The organism is Pseudomonas sp. AG1028 (assembly GCF_007993955.1).
Lineage (GTDB): Bacteria > Pseudomonadota > Gammaproteobacteria > Pseudomonadales > Pseudomonadaceae > Aquipseudomonas > Aquipseudomonas straminea.
In genome coordinates, this window is sequence record NZ_VIVP01000013.1 from 98526 (window position 1) to 116095 (window position 17570).

General features: G+C 63.4%; 15 protein-coding genes. 8 read left to right on the forward strand and 7 right to left on the reverse strand.

All coding sequences use genetic code 11. The annotated features are described in order from the left end of the window. The first annotated feature begins 66 nt into the window (after positions 1 to 66). Genes FB481_RS20720 through FB481_RS20735 form a run of 4 tightly spaced genes read left to right on the forward strand, consistent with a single transcriptional unit; the run spans position 67 to position 8937 of the window. Entirely contained in the window at positions 67 to 1281 is a 1215-nt protein-coding gene (locus tag FB481_RS20720; protein WP_147177591.1) for an MdtA/MuxA family multidrug efflux RND transporter periplasmic adaptor subunit, read from the forward strand. Next, the gene (locus FB481_RS20725; RefSeq protein WP_093504452.1) at positions 1278 to 4373 is read left to right on the forward strand and encodes an MdtB/MuxB family multidrug efflux RND transporter permease subunit; all 3096 of its coding nucleotides are present in this window, start codon (positions 1278 to 1280) and stop codon (positions 4371 to 4373) included. Before FB481_RS20720 ends, FB481_RS20725 begins: the two co-directional genes overlap by 4 nt. Beyond that, a complete protein-coding gene (locus tag FB481_RS20730) occupies positions 4370 to 7471 on the forward strand; it encodes an efflux RND transporter permease subunit (RefSeq protein WP_147177592.1) in 3102 nt (1033 codons plus the stop codon). The genes FB481_RS20725 and FB481_RS20730 overlap by 4 nt, the downstream gene beginning before the upstream one ends. Next, positions 7468 to 8937 (forward strand): efflux transporter outer membrane subunit, encoded by a 1470-nt coding sequence (locus tag FB481_RS20735; RefSeq protein WP_147177593.1) that lies wholly within the window; start codon positions 7468 to 7470, stop codon positions 8935 to 8937. The genes FB481_RS20730 and FB481_RS20735 overlap by 4 nt, the downstream gene beginning before the upstream one ends. Positions 8938 to 9034: 97 nt before the next feature. Here the strand turns inward: FB481_RS20735 and FB481_RS20740 are convergent, their stop codons facing one another. The 7 genes from FB481_RS20740 to gltA all read right to left on the reverse strand — a co-directional run bounded on the left by FB481_RS20740 (position 9035) and on the right by gltA (position 13862). Then, positions 9035 to 10036: a glutathione S-transferase family protein gene (locus FB481_RS20740; RefSeq protein ID WP_147177594.1), complete on the reverse strand. Its 1002-nt coding sequence runs from the start codon at positions 10034 to 10036 to the stop codon at positions 9035 to 9037. A 74-nt stretch (positions 10037 to 10110) separates the two neighbouring features. Beyond that, positions 10111 to 11106 (reverse strand): glycosyl transferase family protein, encoded by a 996-nt coding sequence (locus FB481_RS20745; protein WP_147177595.1) that lies wholly within the window; start codon positions 11104 to 11106, stop codon positions 10111 to 10113. Beyond that, positions 11103 to 11438, reverse strand: coding sequence for a TusE/DsrC/DsvC family sulfur relay protein (locus FB481_RS20750; protein WP_093504462.1), 336 nt, complete (start codon positions 11436 to 11438; stop codon positions 11103 to 11105). Before FB481_RS20750 ends, FB481_RS20745 begins: the two co-directional genes overlap by 4 nt. Continuing rightward, positions 11435 to 11731 (reverse strand): sulfurtransferase complex subunit TusB, encoded by a 297-nt coding sequence (tusB, locus tag FB481_RS20755; RefSeq protein ID WP_147177596.1) that lies wholly within the window; start codon positions 11729 to 11731, stop codon positions 11435 to 11437. The genes FB481_RS20750 and tusB overlap by 4 nt, the downstream gene beginning before the upstream one ends. Further along, complete coding sequence (gene tusC, locus FB481_RS20760) at positions 11731 to 12084, reverse strand: sulfurtransferase complex subunit TusC (protein ID WP_147177597.1); 354 nt, start codon at positions 12082 to 12084, stop codon at positions 11731 to 11733. The genes tusB and tusC overlap by 1 nt, the downstream gene beginning before the upstream one ends. A gap of 1 nt (position 12085) precedes the next feature. Next, entirely contained in the window at positions 12086 to 12478 is a 393-nt protein-coding gene (gene tusD, locus FB481_RS20765; protein ID WP_147177598.1) for a sulfurtransferase complex subunit TusD, read from the reverse strand. Between the two features lie 112 nt (positions 12479 to 12590). Then, the gene (gltA, locus tag FB481_RS20770) at positions 12591 to 13862 is read right to left on the reverse strand and encodes a citrate synthase (protein WP_093504470.1); all 1272 of its coding nucleotides are present in this window, start codon (positions 13860 to 13862) and stop codon (positions 12591 to 12593) included. Positions 13863 to 14225: 363 nt separating this feature from the next. Here gltA and sdhC point away from each other — a divergent pair, with 363 nt between their 5' ends. The 4 genes from sdhC to FB481_RS20790 are packed head-to-tail and all read left to right on the forward strand — an operon-like array spanning position 14226 to position 17469. Beyond that, complete coding sequence (sdhC, locus tag FB481_RS20775) at positions 14226 to 14600, forward strand: succinate dehydrogenase, cytochrome b556 subunit (RefSeq protein ID WP_093504472.1); 375 nt, start codon at positions 14226 to 14228, stop codon at positions 14598 to 14600. Beyond that, complete coding sequence (sdhD, locus tag FB481_RS20780; protein ID WP_093504474.1) at positions 14594 to 14962, forward strand: succinate dehydrogenase, hydrophobic membrane anchor protein; 369 nt, start codon at positions 14594 to 14596, stop codon at positions 14960 to 14962. The genes sdhC and sdhD overlap by 7 nt, the downstream gene beginning before the upstream one ends. A gap of 3 nt (positions 14963 to 14965) precedes the next feature. Beyond that, entirely contained in the window at positions 14966 to 16738 is a 1773-nt protein-coding gene (gene sdhA, locus FB481_RS20785; RefSeq protein ID WP_093504476.1) for a succinate dehydrogenase flavoprotein subunit, read from the forward strand. Between the two features lie 11 nt (positions 16739 to 16749). Next, positions 16750 to 17469: a succinate dehydrogenase iron-sulfur subunit gene (locus FB481_RS20790; protein ID WP_013791587.1), complete on the forward strand. Its 720-nt coding sequence runs from the start codon at positions 16750 to 16752 to the stop codon at positions 17467 to 17469. Positions 17470 to 17570: the final 101 nt, after the last annotated feature.

Here is a 17570-nt window from a genome sequence, read left to right on the forward strand (position 1 = left end):
AAAGAGGCTTTGCTTCATGTCGAGGAGTGCTTATCGTTCACGCTCCTCACCCGAAGCGATTGGCCCATGTCTGAAGTGAATGCAGCGTCGAGAACCCCATCCTCCAAACGTCAGTGGCTTATCGGCCTGTTGTTGCTGGCGTTGGTCATCGTGCTGATCTGGTGGTTCTGGCAGAGCAAACAGGAACCCAAGGGTATGCCTGGCTGGGGCTTCGACAACGTACCGGTGCGCATCGCCCAGGTCGAGTCCCGCGATTTTCCCATCGTGCTCAAGGCCCTGGGTACGGTGACCGCCTACAACACCGCCAATGTACGTGCCCGCGTCGACGGTCAACTGACCAAGGTGCTGTTCAAGGACGGCCAGCCGGTCAAGGCCGGCGACGTTCTGGTGCAGATCGATCCGCGCCCCTACGAGATCGCCCTGCAGCAGGCCCAGGGCACCCTGGCCGAGAACCAGGCCCAGCTGCGCGCCGCCGAAAAGGACCTGGCGCTGTACCGCGGGCTGTTCAAGGAAGACTCCATCGCCCGCCAGACCCTGGACACCCAGGAAGCGCTGGTCAACCAGTACCGCGGCACCCTGCAGAACAACCAGGCGGCCGTGGCCAACGCCAAGCTGAACCTTGATTTCACCAAGGTGCGCGCGCCCATCGACGGCCGCCTGGGTATCCGCCAGGTCGACCTGGGCAACCTGGTGGCGTCCGGCGATACCGACCCCATCGTGGCGATCACCCAGACGCGGCCGATTTCGGTGATGTTCACCCTGCCCGAAGGCGAGCTGCCGAGCGTGCTCAAGCAGGTGCGCGCGGAGCAGAAACTGGTGGTGCAGGCCTGGGATCGCAGCGAGAAGCAGCAGCTGGCCGAGGGCGAGCTGGAGAGCCTGGACAACCAGATCGACACCGCCACTGGTACGGTCAAGCTCAAGGCACGCTTCGAGAACGCCGACGAGATGCTGTTCCCCAACCAGTTCATCAACACCCGCCTGCAGGTCTCGGTGCGCAGCGACGCCCTGGTGGTGCCGATAGCCGCCGTGCAGTTCGGCGCCAGCGGCACCTTCGCCTACGTGATCGATGGCGAGGATAAGGTACAGGTGCGCAAGATCAAGGTCGGCCCCAGCGATGGCGAGTTCACGGTGATCGAGGACGGCGTCTCGGCGGGCGAGCGCGTGGTGGTCGAAGGTACCGACCGCCTGCGTGAAGGCAACAAGGTCGAAGTGATCGGCGAGGGCGCCAGCGAGCCACCCGCCACCGGGGAAGCCGCTCTGCGGGTGCGCAGCGCTTCATGAACGTCTCACGCCTGTTCATCCTGCGACCGGTCGCTACCACGCTGATCATGCTGGCGATCTTCTTGAGCGGTGTGATCGCCTACCGTTTGTTGCCCGTTTCGGCGCTACCCGAGGTGGACTACCCGACCATCCGGGTGATGACTCTGTATCCCGGCGCTAGCCCCGACGTGATGACCAGCGCCGTAACCGCGCCGCTGGAGCGCCAGTTCGGGCAGATGGCCGGCTTGCAGCAGATGTCTTCGACCAGCTCCGGTGGCGCCTCGGTGATTACCCTGCGCTTCAACCTGGAAGTGCAGCTGGATGTCGCCGAGCAAGAGGTGCAGGCGGCCATCAATGGTGCCACCAACCTGCTGCCGGGCGACCTGCCGGCGCCGCCGGTGTACAGCAAGGTCAACCCGGCGGACACGCCAGTGCTGACCCTGGCGGTGACGTCCAAGGAAATGCCGCTGCCCAAGGTCAATGACCTGGTTGATACGCGCCTTGCACAGAAACTGGCGCAAACCACCGGCGTCGGCCTGGTATCGCTGGCCGGTGGTCAGCGCCCGGCCGTGCGCATCCGTGTCAATCCCGAGGCCCTGGCGGCCTATGGTCTGAATCTTTCCGATGTGCGCACGCTGATCAACGCAAGCAACGTCAATCAGCCCAAGGGCAACTTCGACGGTCCGACGCGGGTGTCCCAGCTCGACGCCAACGACCAGCTGCGTTCGGCCGACGAATACCGCGACCTGATCCTCTCCTACGCCAACGGTGCAGCGCTGCGCCTGCGCGACGTGGCCGATATCGTCGACGGCGCAGAGAATCAGCGCCTCGCCGCCTGGGCCAACCAGAACAGCGCGGTGCTGGTCAACGTGCAGCGCCAGCCGGGTGCCAACGTCATCGATGTGGTCGATCGCATCCAGGCCCTGCTGCCCAACCTGACCCAGGGTTTGCCGGCCAGTGTCGAGGTGACGGTGCTCACCGACCGCACCCAGACCATCCGCGCCGCCGTGCGTGACGTGCAGCACGAACTGATGCTGGCCATCGCCCTGGTGGTGATGGTCACTTTCCTGTTCCTGCGCAAGGTATCGGCCACGCTGATTCCTTCGGTGGTGGTGCCGCTGTCGCTGATCGGCACCTTTGGCGTCATGTACCTGGCTGGTTTCACGGTCAACAACCTGACGCTGATGGCGCTGACCATCGCCACCGGTTTTGTGGTCGACGACGCCATCGTCATGCTGGAGAACATTGCCCGCCATCTGGAAGATGGCGAGACGCCGCTCAACGCCGCGCTCAAGGGCGCCAAACAGATCGGCTTCACCCTAGTGTCGCTGACCCTGTCGCTGATCGCCGTGCTGATCCCGCTGCTGTTCATGGCCGATGTAGTGGGGCGGCTGTTCCGCGAGTTCGCCATCACCCTGGCGGTGGCCATCCTGATTTCCCTGGTAATTTCCCTGACGCTGACGCCGATGATGTGCGCACGCCTGCTCAGGCACGAGCCGGAAGCGGAGCAGGGGCGCTTCTACCGCGGTGCTGGGGCCGTTATCGACCGCATGATCGAGCGCTATTCAGTGGGCCTGCGCTGGGTGCTGCGGCACCAGCCGCTGACCCTGCTGGTGGCCATCGGCACCATGGCACTGACCGTGGTGCTGTACCTGGCGGTGCCCAAGGGCTTCTTTCCGGTGCAGGACACCGGCGTGATCCAGGGTATTTCCGAGGCGCCGCAGTCGATTTCCTTCAGCGCCATGAGCGAGCGTCAGCAGCGCCTGGCCGACGTGATCCTCAAGGATCCAGCGGTGGCCAGTCTGTCGTCCTATATCGGTGTGGATGGCGACAACCCGACGCTCAATAGCGGGCGCATGCTGATCAACCTCAAGCCCCACGCCGAGCGTGACGTCAATGCCAGTCAGGTGATCGAGCGGCTGCGCCCGGAACTCGCCAAGCTGCCGGGTATCGAGCTGTTCCTGCAGCCGGTTCAGGATCTGTCCATCGAGGATCGGGTCAGCCGTACCCAGTTCCAGTTCAGTCTGGAGTCGCCGGATCCGGCGCTGTTGGAAACCTGGTCGACGAAGATGGTCGAGGCACTGCGTCAGCAGCCGTCGCTCAGCGACGTGACCAGCGATCTGCAGAGCCGCGGCCTGCAGGTGTACCTTAACATCGACCGCGACATGGCCGGACGCTTGGGCGTGAGCGTGGCGAACATCGACGACGCGCTATACGACGCCTTCGGTCAGCGGCAAATCTCCACCATCTACACCCAGGCCAGCCAGTACCGCGTGGTGCTGGAGAGCGCCAACGCCGGCAGCATCGGCCCGGCCGCGCTGCGCCAGATCCATGTGGCCACCGCTGATGGCGAGCAGGTGCCGCTGTCGTCCCTGGCCCATGTCGAGGAGCGCGCTGCGAGCCTGTTGATCAACCATATCGGCCAGTTCCCGGCGGCGACGCTGTCGTTCAACCTCAGCCCCGGCGTTGCTCTGGGCGACGCAGTGGCGGTGATCGAGCGGGTGCAGCAGGAAATCGACATGCCGGTCAGCGTACAGGTCAATTTCCAGGGCGCCGCCGAGGCGTTCCGCGCCTCGCTGTCGTCGACGCTGCTGCTGATCCTGGCAGCGGTGGTGACCATGTACATCGTGCTCGGCGTGCTCTACGAGAGCTACATCCACCCGATCACCATCCTCTCGACCCTACCGTCGGCCGGCGTCGGCGCCTTGCTGGCGCTGCTGCTGACCGGTAACGACCTGGGGCTGATCGCGATCATCGGCATCATCCTGTTGATTGGCATCGTCAAGAAGAACGCCATCATGATGATCGACTTCGCCCTGGACGCCGAGCGCCACCAGGGCATGACGCCCCATGACGCGATCTACCAGGCGGCGCTGCTGCGCTTCCGGCCGATCCTGATGACCACCCTGGCAGCGTTGTTCGGCGCCATCCCGCTGATGCTCGCTTCCGGCTCCGGCGCCGAGCTGCGTCAGCCCCTGGGCCTGGTGATGGTCGGCGGCCTGCTGCTCAGCCAGATCCTCACCCTGTTCACCACGCCGGTGATCTACCTGTACTTCGACCGCCTGGCCCGGCGTTTCAGCGGCCGCAGTGCGGCGGGTGTGCCAAGCGCATGAATCTTTCGGCACCCTTCATCCGCCGCCCGGTGGCCACGTTGCTGCTGAGCTTGGCGATCATGCTGCTCGGCGGCGTCAGCTTCGGCCTGTTGCCGGTGGCGCCGCTGCCGAACATGGACTTTCCGGTAATCACCGTGCAGGCCAGCCTGCCCGGTGCCAGCCCCCAGGTGATGGCCGCCACCGTGGCCACGCCGCTGGAGCGTTCGCTGGGCGCCATCGCCGGCGTCAGCCAGATGAACAGTAACAGTAGCCAGGGCAACACGCGGATCATGATCGAGTTCGATCTTGACCGTGACATCAACGCTGCGGCCCGCGAGGTGCAAGCAGCCATCAACGCCTCGCGCGAGCTGCTGCCCAGCGGCATGCGCAGCATGCCCACCTACCGCAAGATCAACCCGTCCCAGGCGCCGATCATGGTGCTGTCGCTGACCTCCAGCGTGCTCGACAAGGGCCAGCTGTACGACGTGGCTTCGACCATCGTCGGCCAGAAGCTGTCCCAGGTCACCGGTGTCGGTGAAGTGCAGATCGGCGGCAGTTCGCTGCCGGCCGTGCGCGTGGCGCTGGAGCCGCGTCTGCTCGATCAGTACGGCCTGGCGCTGGACGACGTGCGTTCGACCATCGCTTCCGCCAACGCCAAGCGCCCCAAGGGCGCGGTCGAGGATGCCGGACGCCACTGGCAGGTGCAGGCCAGCGACCAGCTGGAGCGCGCCGCCGACTACGTGCCGATGATCATCCGCTACCAGGATGGCGCGGCGATTCGCCTGGGCGATGTCGCCCAGGTCACCGACGGCGTGCAGGATCGCTACAACAGCGGTTTCTACAACGACAAGCAGGCCGTGCTGGTGGTGGTGAACCGGCAGAGCGGGGCGAACATCATCGAGACCGTCGCCGGCATCCGCGCCTTGCTGCCCGAGCTGCGCAGCGTGATCCCGGCCAGTGCCGATCTGGAAGTGGCCATGGACCGCTCGCCGGTGATTCGCGCCACGCTCAAGGAGGCCGAGCACACCCTGCTGATCGCCGTGGTGCTGGTGATTCTGGTGGTCTTTGCCTTTCTGCGCCGCTGGCGCGCGGCGCTGATTCCCGCCCTGGCGGTGCCGGTGTCGTTAGTTGGCTCGTTCGCCGCCATATATCTCTTGGGCTTCTCGCTGAACAACCTGTCGCTGATGGCGCTGATCATCGCCACCGGCCTGGTGGTGGACGACGCCATCGTGGTGCTGGAGAACATCAGCCGGCATATCGAGGCGGGGGAAACGCCAATGGCGGCGGCCTTCAAGGGCGCCCGCGAGGTGGGTTTCACGCTCTTGTCGATGAACGTCTCGCTGGTGGCGGTGTTCCTTTCCATATTGTTTATGGGCGGGCTGGTGGAGCGCCTGTTCCGCGAGTTCTCCATCACCCTGGCGGTGGCCATCGTCATTTCCCTGCTGGTGTCGCTGACCCTCACTCCAATGCTCTGCGCCCGCTGGCTCAAGCCCGAGCCTAAACATGAAGCCCGTGAACCGGGGCGGCTGGAGCGTATCGGCGCGCGCATCGTGCGCGGCTACGAACGTAGCCTGGATTGGGCGCTGCGCCACTCGCTGCTGATGCTGATCAGCCTGTTCGCGACCATCGCTCTGAACGTGTTCCTGTTCGTCATCGTGCCCAAGACCTTCATGCCCCAGCAGGACACCGGTCAGCTGATGGGCTTTATCCGCGGCGACAACGGCCTGTCGTTCCAGGTCATGCAGCCGAAGATGGAAGCCTACCGCCGGGCGATCCTCGCCGACCCGGCGGTGGAGAGCGTGGCTGGCTTTATCGGCGGTAATAGCGGCATCAACAACGCGATCATCATCGTGCGCCTGAAGCCCATCAAGGAGCGCGACATCTCGGCGCAGCAGGTGATCGACCGCCTGCGCAAGGAAGTGCCGAAGATTCCCGGTGGCCGGATGTTCCTGATGCCTGATCAGGACCTTCAGGTCGGCGGCCGCCAGGGGCGCAGTTCGGAAAACGAATACATGCTGATGTCCGATGATCTGGACGCCTTGCGCGAATGGCTGCCCAAGGTACGCGAGGCGTTGCGCGCGTTGCCCGAGCTGACCGATATCGACGCCACCGAGGACGGCGGCGCGCCGCAGATTCGCCTGGTTGTCGACCGCGACGAGGCCAAGCGTCTGGGCGTGGACATGAGCCTGGTCACCGGCGTGCTCAACAATGCCTTCAGCCAGCGGCAGATCTCTACCATCTACGACGCCCTCAACCAGTACAGCGTGGTGATGGAGATCAACCCGCGCTATGCCCAGAGCCCCGAGTCCCTGGCGCAGATTCAGCTGATCACCGCCGACGGTGCGCGGGTGCCGCTGTCGGCCATTGCCCACTGGGAAAACAGTCTGGAAGATGACCGCATCAGCCACCAGGGTCAGTTCGCCGTGGAGAATATCGGCTTCTCCCTGGCCGAAGGCGTCAGCCTCGACCAGGCGACCCGCGCCATCAACCTCGCCGTGGCGCGTATCGCGTTGCCGACTGATGTGCAAGGCACCCTGGGCGGCACCGGCGGCGCATTCCAGCAGACCCAGAAGAACCAGCCGTGGATGATCCTGATGTCGCTGGTGGTGGTGTACATCGTGCTCGGCGTGCTTTACGAGAGCTACGTGCACCCGCTGACCATTCTCTCCACGCTACCCTCGGCGGGTGTCGGTGCGCTGCTCGCGCTGAAGCTGCTGAATACCGAGTTCAGCCTGATCTCGCTGCTGGGGCTGTTCCTGCTGATCGGCGTGGTGAAGAAGAACGCCATTCTGATGATCGACCTGGCGCTGCAGCTCGAGCGTCACGAGCATCTGAGCCCGGCCGAATCGATCCGCCGCGCCTGTCTGCTGCGCTTCCGGCCGATCATGATGACCACCCTGGCAGCGCTGCTCGGCGCCTTGCCGCTGATGCTCGGCAGCGCCGAAGGCTCCGAGATGCGCCAACCGCTGGGCATCACCATTGTCGGCGGGCTGATTCTCAGCCAGATCCTCACGCTTTACACCACGCCTGTGGTCTACCTCTATCTCGACCGCTTGCGCCACCGGGTCAACCGCTGGCGCGGCGTGCGTACCGATGCCGCTCTGGAAACGCCTCTATGACCTTTGCCCCTCGTCGAACCCTCTGTCTGCTGGCGCTCAGCATCGCCCTGGCCGGTTGCGCCGTCGGCCCGGACTACCAGCGCCCGGATATCGACACGCCCGCCGCCTTCAAGCAGGCCAACGGCTGGAAGGCCGCCGTGCCGGCCGACGCCCTGGCACGGGGCGCCTGGTGGGAGCTGTATGGCGATGGCGAGCTAAATGCGCTGGTCGGTCGTCTCAACGTTTCCAATCAGAATCTGGCCGCCTCCGAAGCCCAGTACCGTCAGGCCCGCGCCTTGCTGCGCAGCGGCCGTGCAGCGTTCTTCCCGACCCTGTCGACCAGCGCTGGGATGACCCGGGCCGGGCAGGGCGGCGGTGACAGCACGCTGCGGACTTCGGACGGCATCGCCATTGGCGGCGGCAGCTCGTCGAGCATCAGCAAGAACTACGATCTGAGCCTCAACGCCAGCTGGGAGCTGGATGTGTGGGGCAAGCTGCGCCGCGGCCTGGAATCCAACCGCGCTGCCTTCGAAGCCAGTGCGGCCGACCTCGCCGCTGTGCGTTTGAGCCTGCAGTCCGAACTGGTGCAGAGCTATCTGCAATTGCGTGTACTGGACGAGCAGCAGCGCCTGCTCGACGCTACGGTCGCGGCCTATCAGCGCTCGCTACGGCTGACCGAAAACCAGTATCGGGCCGGCATCGTGCCGCGCTCGGACGTCGCCCAGGCCATGACCCAGCTGCGCAGCACCGAAGCCCAGGCAATCGACCTGCAGTGGCAGCGCGTGCAACTCGAACATGCCATTGCCGTGCTGATCGGCGTGCCGCCGAGCGAGGTCAGCATCGCCCGCCGCGATAGCCTGCCGACACTGCCAGAGGTGCCGGCCAGCGTGCCATCCGAGCTACTGGAGCGTCGCCCGGACGTAGCCGCTGCCGAGCGCCGGGTGATCGCTGCCAACGCCGAAATCGGCGTGGCAAAGGCTGCCTGGTTTCCTGACCTGACCATTTCTGCCACGGGCGGCTACCGCGGCAGCAGCTTCGCCGACTGGATCAACCTGCCTAACCGTTTCTGGTCGGTGGGCCCGCAACTGGCCCTGACCCTGTTCGACGGCGGTCGGCGCAGCGCCGAGAGCGAACGGGTCGAAGCGGCTTACGACCAGACCGTCGCCCAGTACCGCCAGGCGGTGCTCGACAGCTTCCGCGAGGTCGAGGACTACCTGGTGCAGCAGCGGGTTCTGGGCCGCGAAGCCGAGGTGCAGGGCCAGGCGCTGGAGTCAGCGCGCGAATCGCTGCGCCTGATCGAAAACCAATACCGTGCCGGCACCGTGGACTACAACAGCGTGGTCAACGTGCAGGCCACGGCGTTGAGCAACGAGCGTAACGCTCTGACCCTGCTCGGCAGCCGGCTGACCGCCAGCGTGCAACTGATCGCCGCGCTTGGCGGCGGCTGGGATGTGCAGCAGCTCGAGGAAGTTGAGAAGTCAGAGTGAACCGTAGCCTGGGTTAGCCGCAGGCGTAACCTGGGATCATTGCTCAATCGTGGGGAAGAGCCCGGGTCGCTGCGCTCGACCCGGGCTACGTCTTTGATCAAGTGTGGCGATAGACGCCTTTGCCCGGCAGGCGCTCGCGGTCGTGGGGCGCGTCGAAGTCCAGTGCCGGGCCCTTGGGCACGATGCCGGTCGGGTTGATGGTCTGGTGGCTGGCGTAGTAGTGGTGCTGGATGTGCCACATGTCCACGGTCGCCGCCACCCCGGGCCACTGGTAGAGTTCGCGCAGCCAGTGGCTGAGGTTCGGGTAATCGGCGATGCGCCGCAGATTGCACTTGAAGTGGCCGTGGTACACGGCGTCGAAGCGCACCAGGGTGGTGAACAGCCGCCAGTCGGCTTCGGTCAGGTACTCGCCAGCCAGGTAGCGCGATTGCCCCAGGCGGGTTTCCAACACCGTCAGTTCATCGAACACTTCATCGAAGGCTTCCTCGTAGGCCTCCTGGGTGGTGGCAAAGCCGGCTCGGTATACGCCGTTGTTGACTGCCGGGTAGATGCGCTCATTGAGCGCGTCGATTTCACCGCGCAGATGCTCGGGGTAGAAGTCCAGGCGGTTGCCGGTAATGCCGTCGAACGCCGAGTTGAACATGCGGATGATTTCCGCCGATTCGTTGCTGACAATACGTTGCTGTTGTTTGTCCCACAGCAGGGGCACGGTGACGCGGCCGGTGTAGTCCGGGTCATCCTGGGTGTAGCGCTGGTGCAGGAAGGCAAAGTCGTCCAGGGCGTCGCCACTGGAGCCGTGTTCGCGGTCGAACGTCCAACCGTTCTCGCGCATCAGCCAGCTGACCACCGACACGTCGATCAGTGGTTCGAGGCCCTTGAGGCTGCGCAAAATCAGCGTACGGTGCGCCCAAGGGCAGGCCAGCGAAACATAGAGGTGATAGCGACCGGCTTCGGCGGCGAAGCCACTCTCTCCGGACGGCCCGGCCGAACCGTCGGCGGTGATCCAGTTGCGGCGTTGGGCGTTTTCGCGCTTGAAGCGCCCGCCCGCGCCCGTGTCATACCACTGGTCATGCCATTGGCCTTCGATCAGCAAGCCCATGTCGTTTTCCCCCGTTTCAGTCGATGCCTGGAGTCTACTCAGTCAGCTATCGACACAAGCCTTAAAAACCGGGTTCAACGAATCGGCTGACTCGATAGGTGGCGTGCTTGCCAGCGTTTTTCCGCCTCCGCAAACGCGGCTTCGCGCTGCAAGCCAAGCCCGCGCAGGGCCAGCGCCATGGTGGCGATGATCGCCAATTGGCCATAGGCATCTTCGGCTTCGCCGCGCCACACGGCTTGCAGATGAGCCAGATCGAGACGCTCGGGTTTGACGTGGCGGCGCTCGGAGAGCATCGGCCAGTCTTCGTCCCAGTTCTCGCCGTTCTCGGTGCCATACAGATGGCAGACGGCATCCGGGTTCAGCTCGATCTCACCGCCGTCACCCTTGACCACGATGGCGTGATCGCCGAGCAACTGGCTGGCTTCGCGGTGTACGGCCTGATAGCCCGGATGGAAGATGCTCTGCAGGCCGCAACGCGCCGCCAGCGGATTGAGAATGCGTGCCAGGGAATGGATTGGTGAGCGCAGGCCCAGTACGTTGCGCAGGTCGATCATGCGCTGCAGGGCCGGCATCCAGTCGCCCAGCGACATGAAAGCCAGGTTGCGGTGCTCCAGATTGCGCGAAACCTCGTCCCAATTGCGGCACAGCGGGATTTCCAGTTCGCCTAGCAGCTGCTCACTGTACAGCCGCCCGGCGGTGTGCGCGCCGCCGCCATGCATGAAGATGCGCAGGCCGCTGTTCGCCAGGGCTTTGCCGGCGAGCAGGAACCAGGGCAGATGGCGCTTCTTGCCGGCGTAGGTCGGCCAGTCGAAATCGACCTGGATGGCGGGCGCAGCCAGGCGGGCGCGCACCGCTTCGGTAAAGCCGGCCATTTCCTCGGCGCTTTCCTCTTTGTGGCGCAGGAGCATCAGAAAAGCGCCGAGCTGGGCGTCCTCGACCTTTCCGTCGAGGATCATGCCCATGGCCTCCCGGGCTTCTTCGCGGGTCAGGTTGCGCGCGCCGCGCTTGCCCTTGCCGAGGATGCGCACGAAGGCGGCGAACGGGTGTTCTTCGGGTGTGACGAGGTTCATAGGCAATTGGTCGGCTTGGGCAGGCCCGCCAGCTTGGCGGCGAGCTTGGCGGGTGCGCCGTTGAATAGGCGGTTGAGATGCAGGCTGTTGCCTTTTTCCGGGCCCAGCTTGAGGGCGACGTACTTGATCAGCGGGCGATTGGCCGGCGATAGCTGAAACTCGGCGTAGAAAGCGCGCAACAACTCGAGGATTTCCCAGTGTTCAGCGCTCAAGTCCAGCTGTTCACGGGCAGCCAGCGCGGCGGCCACCTCGGCGGACCAGTCTTGCAGTTCGAGCAGGTAGCCGTCCTTGTCCAGTTCGATGCTGCGGTCGTTGACGATCAGGGCGCTCATAACCAGGTGTTCACCTTGCTGAACTGGCAGGCGAGGGCGACAAAGCCCGGATAGTCGACCTGCTGGATATCTACCGCAGGCTTGAGCCCGCGGGCCTGGATGTCTTCGGCCAGGGCGTACAGCGCGGCGCCCTGCAGCGCTGCCAGCGCTTCGGCGTGATTGGTGCCCGGTCGTACGGCGTAGGTAGCGTCGCCGCACAGCAGCAGGCCATCGCTATTGCCCAGCAGGCGCAGGCAACTGCTCAGGCGGTCATCGCTAAACGGAGAACTGGAAAGTACGTGCAGCGTCTTCATCACAGGGTGATCACCTGGTCGTAGCGGTCGATAAGGGCGCGCAGACCGTCGGTGTCCAGACGCTCGACGGCCAGCGAGGTGTCGCTCAGGCCGCGCTGCGCCAGACTCTGGGCGCAGGCGTACAGCGCTTCGACGCCGAACATCGGCAGGGCCTGCAGATTGGCGGTCAGATCTTTCTGCTGCACGGCCTGGGGCGCTTGCCCGACAGCCAACTGCAGTACGCCGTCATCGAGAAACAGCAGGCCGATGGGCAGGTCGAAGGCGCCGCCGGCCAGGGCGATATCCAGGGCTTCGCGAGCACCCGGGCCGCCCCAGGGCGCCTGGCGGCTGATGATCAGCAGCGACTGGGTCATCTCAGTCACCTCCGAAACAGATCAGCCGGTCGGCCTCTTGCGCCGCTTCGTGCAGCTGGCCCAAACCGGAAAGTACCCAGGGCGCGGGCAGGTTGGCGGCTTCGCGTTCGTAGCGACGCGCCTCCTGCTCATCCAGCACGCCGCGGCGCAGTGCAGCAGCTATGCATACCACGCCGTCGAGCCCGTTGCTGGCGACGAGTTCGCGCCAATGGCGCGCCACGTCGGTTTCATCCTGAGGGCTGACGATGTTGCCGGAAGCGCTGTACACGCCGTCGGCGTAGAAGAACAGGCGCGAGATCTCATGTCCGCTCTGCAACGCGGCTTCTGCGAAGCGCAGGGCGCGGCGGGAGGAGGGCGCCGACGGCGGCGAAAACAGGGCAATGGCGAATTTCATGAACGGCCCGGTGCTGGAAACAGGGCGCCATGATAAAGCCTGAGCGAGGGGGACAGAAATGAAAAAGCCCATATCCGTGGATATGGGCTTTCGGTAACGCAGCGCGAGCGGATTAACGCTTGATATCGCGCTGGGTCGGGCCGGTGTACAGCTGGCGCGGGCGGCCGATCTTGTACGGACCGGAGAGCATTTCCTTCCAGTGCGAAATCCAGCCGACGGTACGCGCCAGGGCGAAGATCACGGTGAACATGCTGGTTGGAATGCCGATCGCCTTGAGGATGATCCCCGAGTAGAAGTCGACGTTCGGGTACAGGTTGCGCTCCTTGAAGTACGGATCGTTACGGGCGATCTCGTCGAGCTTCATGGCCAGTTCCAGCTGCGGGTCGTTGATGCCCAGCTCGGCCAGAACCTCGTCGCAGGTCTGCTTCATGACCTGGGCGCGCGGGTCGAAGTTCTTGTAGACGCGGTGACCGAAGCCCATGAGCTTGAACGGATCGTCCTTGTCCTTGGCCTTGGCGATGAACTTGTCGATGTTCGACACGTCGCCGATTTCGTCCAGCATGGCCAGTACGGCTTCGTTCGCACCGCCGTGGGCCGGGCCCCAGAGCGCGGCGATACCGGCAGCAATACAGGCGAACGGGTTGGCGCCCGAGGAGCCCGCCAGGCGCACGGTGGAAGTGGAAGCATTCTGCTCGTGGTCGGCGTGCAGGATGAAGATGCGGTCCATGGCCTTGGCCAGCACAGGGCTGATCGGCTTGGTCTCGCATGGGGTGTTGAACATCATGTGCAGGAAGTTTTCCGCGTAGTTCAGGTCGTTACGCGGGTACATCATCGGCTCGCCCTTGGAGTACTTGTACACCATGGCAGCGATGGTCGGCATCTTGGCGACCAGGCGCATCGCGGAAATGTCGCGGTGCTGCGGGTTCTTGATGTCCAGGGAGTCGTGATAGAAGGCGGAGAGGGCGCCAACCACACCACACATGACGGCCATCGGGTGTGCGTCACGACGGAAACCGTTGAAGAAGGTCTTCAGTTGCTCGTGAACCATGGTGTGGTTCTTGATGGTGCTGACGAACTGGGCCTTCTGGTCTTCGTTCGGCAGTTCGCCATTGAGCAGCAGGTAGCAGGTATCCAGGTAGTCGGCTTTTTCAGCCAGCTGTTCGATGGGGTAGCCGCGATGCAGCAGTACGCCCTTGTCACCGTCAATATAGGTGATCTTCGACTCGCACGAAGCGGTCGACATGAAACCGGGGTCGAAGGTGAAGTTGCCCGTGGCAGTCAGGCTCCGCACGTCGATCACATCTGGGCCAACGGTGCCGGATAAAACGGGCAGCTCTACGGGGGCTGCGCCCTCGATGATCAACTGCGCTTTTTTGTCAGCCATGTGTGGCCTCCTAGTTATGCTTGGAATCATCAGTCGGCCCCCCACGCAGGGCCCGCATCACTATAGTGTTATGAATCTGAAAGTCAATTTGCGAAAACCCAGGCAATAGAAGGGTTTGAGTGGCCTGTCTGCGACAAAAAGGCGCGCCCTTTTACGGCATTTCCAGGCTTGACGCAATCGCTATTAGGTAGGGGTATTCGCGTTGTCATTAGCGACCTAACTGTCTATACTCTGCGCCCGACCGCCAAGGGCTTCGAGCCCGGTTTCTGGTGGTTGTCACTCCTTGGGTGATGGGTACCTGACCAGTGCGCTTCCCGACAACTCAGCCCTGATAGCTGGGGCTCTCAGTGTGATAATAAAGCCGTGAATAGCCAACGACCTGTAAACTTAGACCTTCGGACGATAAAGCTCCCAGTCACCGCTTACACGTCCATTCTTCACCGTATTTCTGGTGTGATCCTTTTCCTCGGCATTGCCGTGCTGCTTTACGGGCTCGACAAGTCGCTGTCTTCGGAAGAGGGCTTCGCTCAGGTGAAAGAATGCTTGACCAGCCCGCTGGCCAAGTTCGTGATCTGGGGACTGCTGTCCGCTCTGCTGTACCACCTGGTGGCCGGTGTGCGCCACTTGATCATGGATGCTGGAGTCGGTGAGACGCTGGAAGGCGGCAAGCTGGGTTCCAAAATCGTTCTCGTCGTAGCGGTAATCCTGATCGTGCTGCTGGGGGTGTGGATATGGTAACTAATGTCACGAATTTCTCGCGCTCGGGCCTCTATGACTGGATGGCCCAGCGTGTTTCTGCAGTCGTGCTCGCGGCTTATGTCCTGTTCCTGCTGGGCTACGTCGTTCTGAACCCAGGCATGGGCTACGCCCAATGGCACGGCCTGTTCTCCAATAATGCAATGCGCATCTTCAGTCTGTTGACCCTCGTCGCGCTGGGCGTTCACGCCTGGGTAGGTATGTGGACCATTTCCACCGACTACCTGACGCAAACCGCGCTGGGCAAGTGGGCAACAGCCGTGCGTTTTCTGTTCCAGGCCGCGTGTGGCATCGCCATGTTCGTGTTCTTCGTCTGGGGCGTGCAGATTCTTTGGGGTTTCTGATTCATGACTAGCATTCGTACTCTTTCCTATGACGCCATCATCGTCGGTGGTGGCGGTGCCGGTATGCGCGCTGCTCTGCAGCTGGCGCAAGGCGGTCACAAGACAGCAGTGGTCACCAAGGTCTTCCCGACCCGTTCGCACACCGTATCCGCCCAGGGCGGTATCACCTGTGCCATCGCTTCGAACGATCCGAACGACGACTGGCGCTGGCACATGTACGACACCGTCAAGGGTTCCGATTACATCGGTGACCAGGACGCGATCGAATACATGTGTTCCGTAGGCCCCGAGGCGGTGTTCGAGCTCGAGCACATGGGCCTGCCGTTCTCCCGCACCGAGCAGGGCCGCATCTATCAGCGTCCGTTCGGTGGCCAGTCCAAGGGGCCGGATAACCCGACTCAGGCTGCCCGTACTTGCGCCGCGGCCGACCGTACCGGTCACGCGCTGCTGCACACCCTGTATCAGGCCAACCTGAAAGCGGGTACCTCGTTCCTCAACGAGTGGTACGCGGTCGATCTGGTCAAGAATCAGGACGGCGCCATCGTTGGCGTCATCGCCATCTGCATCGAGACCGGCGAAACCGTTTATATCCGTTCCAAGGCTGTAGTTCTGGCCACTGGCGGTGCCGGCCGTATCTACGCCTCCACCACCAATGCCCTGATCAACACCGGTGACGGCGTGGGCATGGCCCTGCGTGCTGGCGTACCGGTGCAGGACATCGAAATGTGGCAGTTCCACCCGACCGGTATCGCCGGTGCTGGTGTGCTGGTTACTGAAGGCTGCCGTGGTGAGGGTGGTTACCTGATCAACGCCCATGGCGAGCGCTTCATGGAGCGCTATGCGCCCAACGCCAAGGACCTCGCCGGTCGTGACGTCGTGGCCCGTTCCATGGTCAAGGAAGTCATCGCCGGCAACGGCTGTGGCCCGAACAAGGACCACGTACTGCTGAAGCTCGATCACCTGGGCGAAGAAGTACTGCACAGCCGCCTGCCAGGCATCTGCGAGCTGTCCAAAACCTTCGCGCACGTCGATCCGGTTGTCGCGCCGGTTCCGGTCATCCCGACCTGCCACTATATGATGGGCGGCGTTGCCACCAACATTCATGGTCAGGCCATCACCCAGGATGCCAACGGCAACGACAAGATCATCGAAGGTCTGTTCGCCGTGGGCGAAGTGGCTTGCGTTTCGGTTCACGGTGCCAACCGCCTGGGCGGCAACTCGCTGCTCGACCTGGTGGTATTCGGTCGCGCCGCTGGCCTGCACCTGGAAAAAGCGCTGAAAGAAGGCGTGGAAGTCCGTGGTGCCAGCGAAACCGACATCGAGCTGTCGCTGGGCCGTCTGGCCGGCGTCAACGAGCGTAGCAGCGGCGAAGACGTTGCCACCCTCAAGCGCGAGCTGCAGTCGTGCATGCAGAACTACTTCGGCGTATTCCGCACCGGCGAATACATGAAGAAGGGCATCGCCCAGTTGGCCGACCTGCGCGAGCGTATCGCCAAGGTCAAGATCAACGACAAGAGCCAGGCCTTCAACACCGCGCGTATCGAAGCGCTGGAGCTGCAGAACCTGCTGGAAGTCGCCGAAGCCACTGCTATCGCAGCCGACACCCGTACCGAGTCTCGCGGCGCCCACGCCCGTGAAGACTTCGAAGACCGTGACGACACCAACTGGTTGTGCCACAGCCTGTACTTCCCAGGTGAGAAACGCGTCGCCAAGCGCGATGTCAATTTCTCTCCGAAGACCGTACCGGCATTTGAACCCAAAGTTCGTACTTATTAAGGGTGGCTACCATGTCTCTTGGCAAAAGCTTGAAAGTCAGCGTTTATCGCTACAACCCGGAAGCGGACAAAGCGCCGTTCATGCAGGACTTCGACATCACCATCGACGGCAAAGACCTGATGGTGCTCGACATCCTGGCCCTGATCAAAGAGCAGGACGAAGGCTTCTCGTATCGCCGCTCCTGCCGTGAAGGCGTGTGCGGTTCCGACGGCATGAACATCAGCGGCAAGAACGGCCTGGCCTGCATCACGCCGATCTCCAGCGTGGTCAAGGGCAACAAGCTGGTGATTCGCCCGCTGCCTGGCCTGCCGGTCATTCGTGACCTGGTCGTCGATATGAGCATCTTCTACAAGCAGTACGAGAAGGTGCAGCCATTCCTGCAGAACGACACCCCGGCTCCGGCCATCGAGCGTCTGCAGTCGCCGGAGGAGCGCGAGAAGCTCGACGGTCTGTACGAGTGCATCCTGTGCGCGTGCTGTTCGACCAGCTGTCCGTCCTTCTGGTGGAACCCGGACAAGTTCCTGGGCCCGGCTGCACTGCTGCAGGCCTACCGTTTCTTGGCTGACAGCCGTGATACCAAGACGGCGGAACGATTGGCATCGCTCGACGATCCATTCAGTGTGTTCCGCTGCCGCGGCATCATGAACTGCGTGAACGTGTGCCCCAAGGGTCTGAACCCGACCAAGGCCATCGGTCACGTACGCAACATGCTGCTGCAAAGCGGTACCTGATTCATCGCTCTTTAGCTCGACCCGTAACACCTGCCGCACCGACGTCATGTCGGTGTTGCAGTATCGCCAGGGCGTTGGCCTAGCCGCCGACGCCCTTATAC

Coding starts and splice junctions, on each gene's coding strand:
- FB481_RS20720 (WP_147177591.1), top strand. CDS start 67: ATGTCTGAAGTGAATGCAGCGTCGAGAACCCCATCCTCCAAACGTCAG.
- FB481_RS20725 (WP_093504452.1), top strand. CDS start 1,278: ATGAACGTCTCACGCCTGTTCATCCTGCGACCGGTCGCTACCACGCTG.
- FB481_RS20730 (WP_147177592.1), top strand. CDS start 4,370: ATGAATCTTTCGGCACCCTTCATCCGCCGCCCGGTGGCCACGTTGCTG.
- FB481_RS20735 (WP_147177593.1), top strand. CDS start 7,468: ATGACCTTTGCCCCTCGTCGAACCCTCTGTCTGCTGGCGCTCAGCATC.
- FB481_RS20740 (WP_147177594.1), bottom strand. CDS start 10,036: ATGGGCTTGCTGATCGAAGGCCAATGGCATGACCAGTGGTATGACACG.
- FB481_RS20745 (WP_147177595.1), bottom strand. CDS start 11,106: ATGAACCTCGTCACACCCGAAGAACACCCGTTCGCCGCCTTCGTGCGC.
- FB481_RS20750 (WP_093504462.1), bottom strand. CDS start 11,438: ATGAGCGCCCTGATCGTCAACGACCGCAGCATCGAACTGGACAAGGAC.
- tusB (WP_147177596.1), bottom strand. CDS start 11,731: ATGAAGACGCTGCACGTACTTTCCAGTTCTCCGTTTAGCGATGACCGC.
- tusC (WP_147177597.1), bottom strand. CDS start 12,084: ATGACCCAGTCGCTGCTGATCATCAGCCGCCAGGCGCCCTGGGGCGGC.
- tusD (WP_147177598.1), bottom strand. CDS start 12,478: ATGAAATTCGCCATTGCCCTGTTTTCGCCGCCGTCGGCGCCCTCCTCC.
- gltA (WP_093504470.1), bottom strand. CDS start 13,862: ATGGCTGACAAAAAAGCGCAGTTGATCATCGAGGGCGCAGCCCCCGTA.
- sdhD (WP_093504474.1), top strand. CDS start 14,594: ATGGTAACTAATGTCACGAATTTCTCGCGCTCGGGCCTCTATGACTGG.
- sdhA (WP_093504476.1), top strand. CDS start 14,966: ATGACTAGCATTCGTACTCTTTCCTATGACGCCATCATCGTCGGTGGT.
- FB481_RS20790 (WP_013791587.1), top strand. CDS start 16,750: ATGTCTCTTGGCAAAAGCTTGAAAGTCAGCGTTTATCGCTACAACCCG.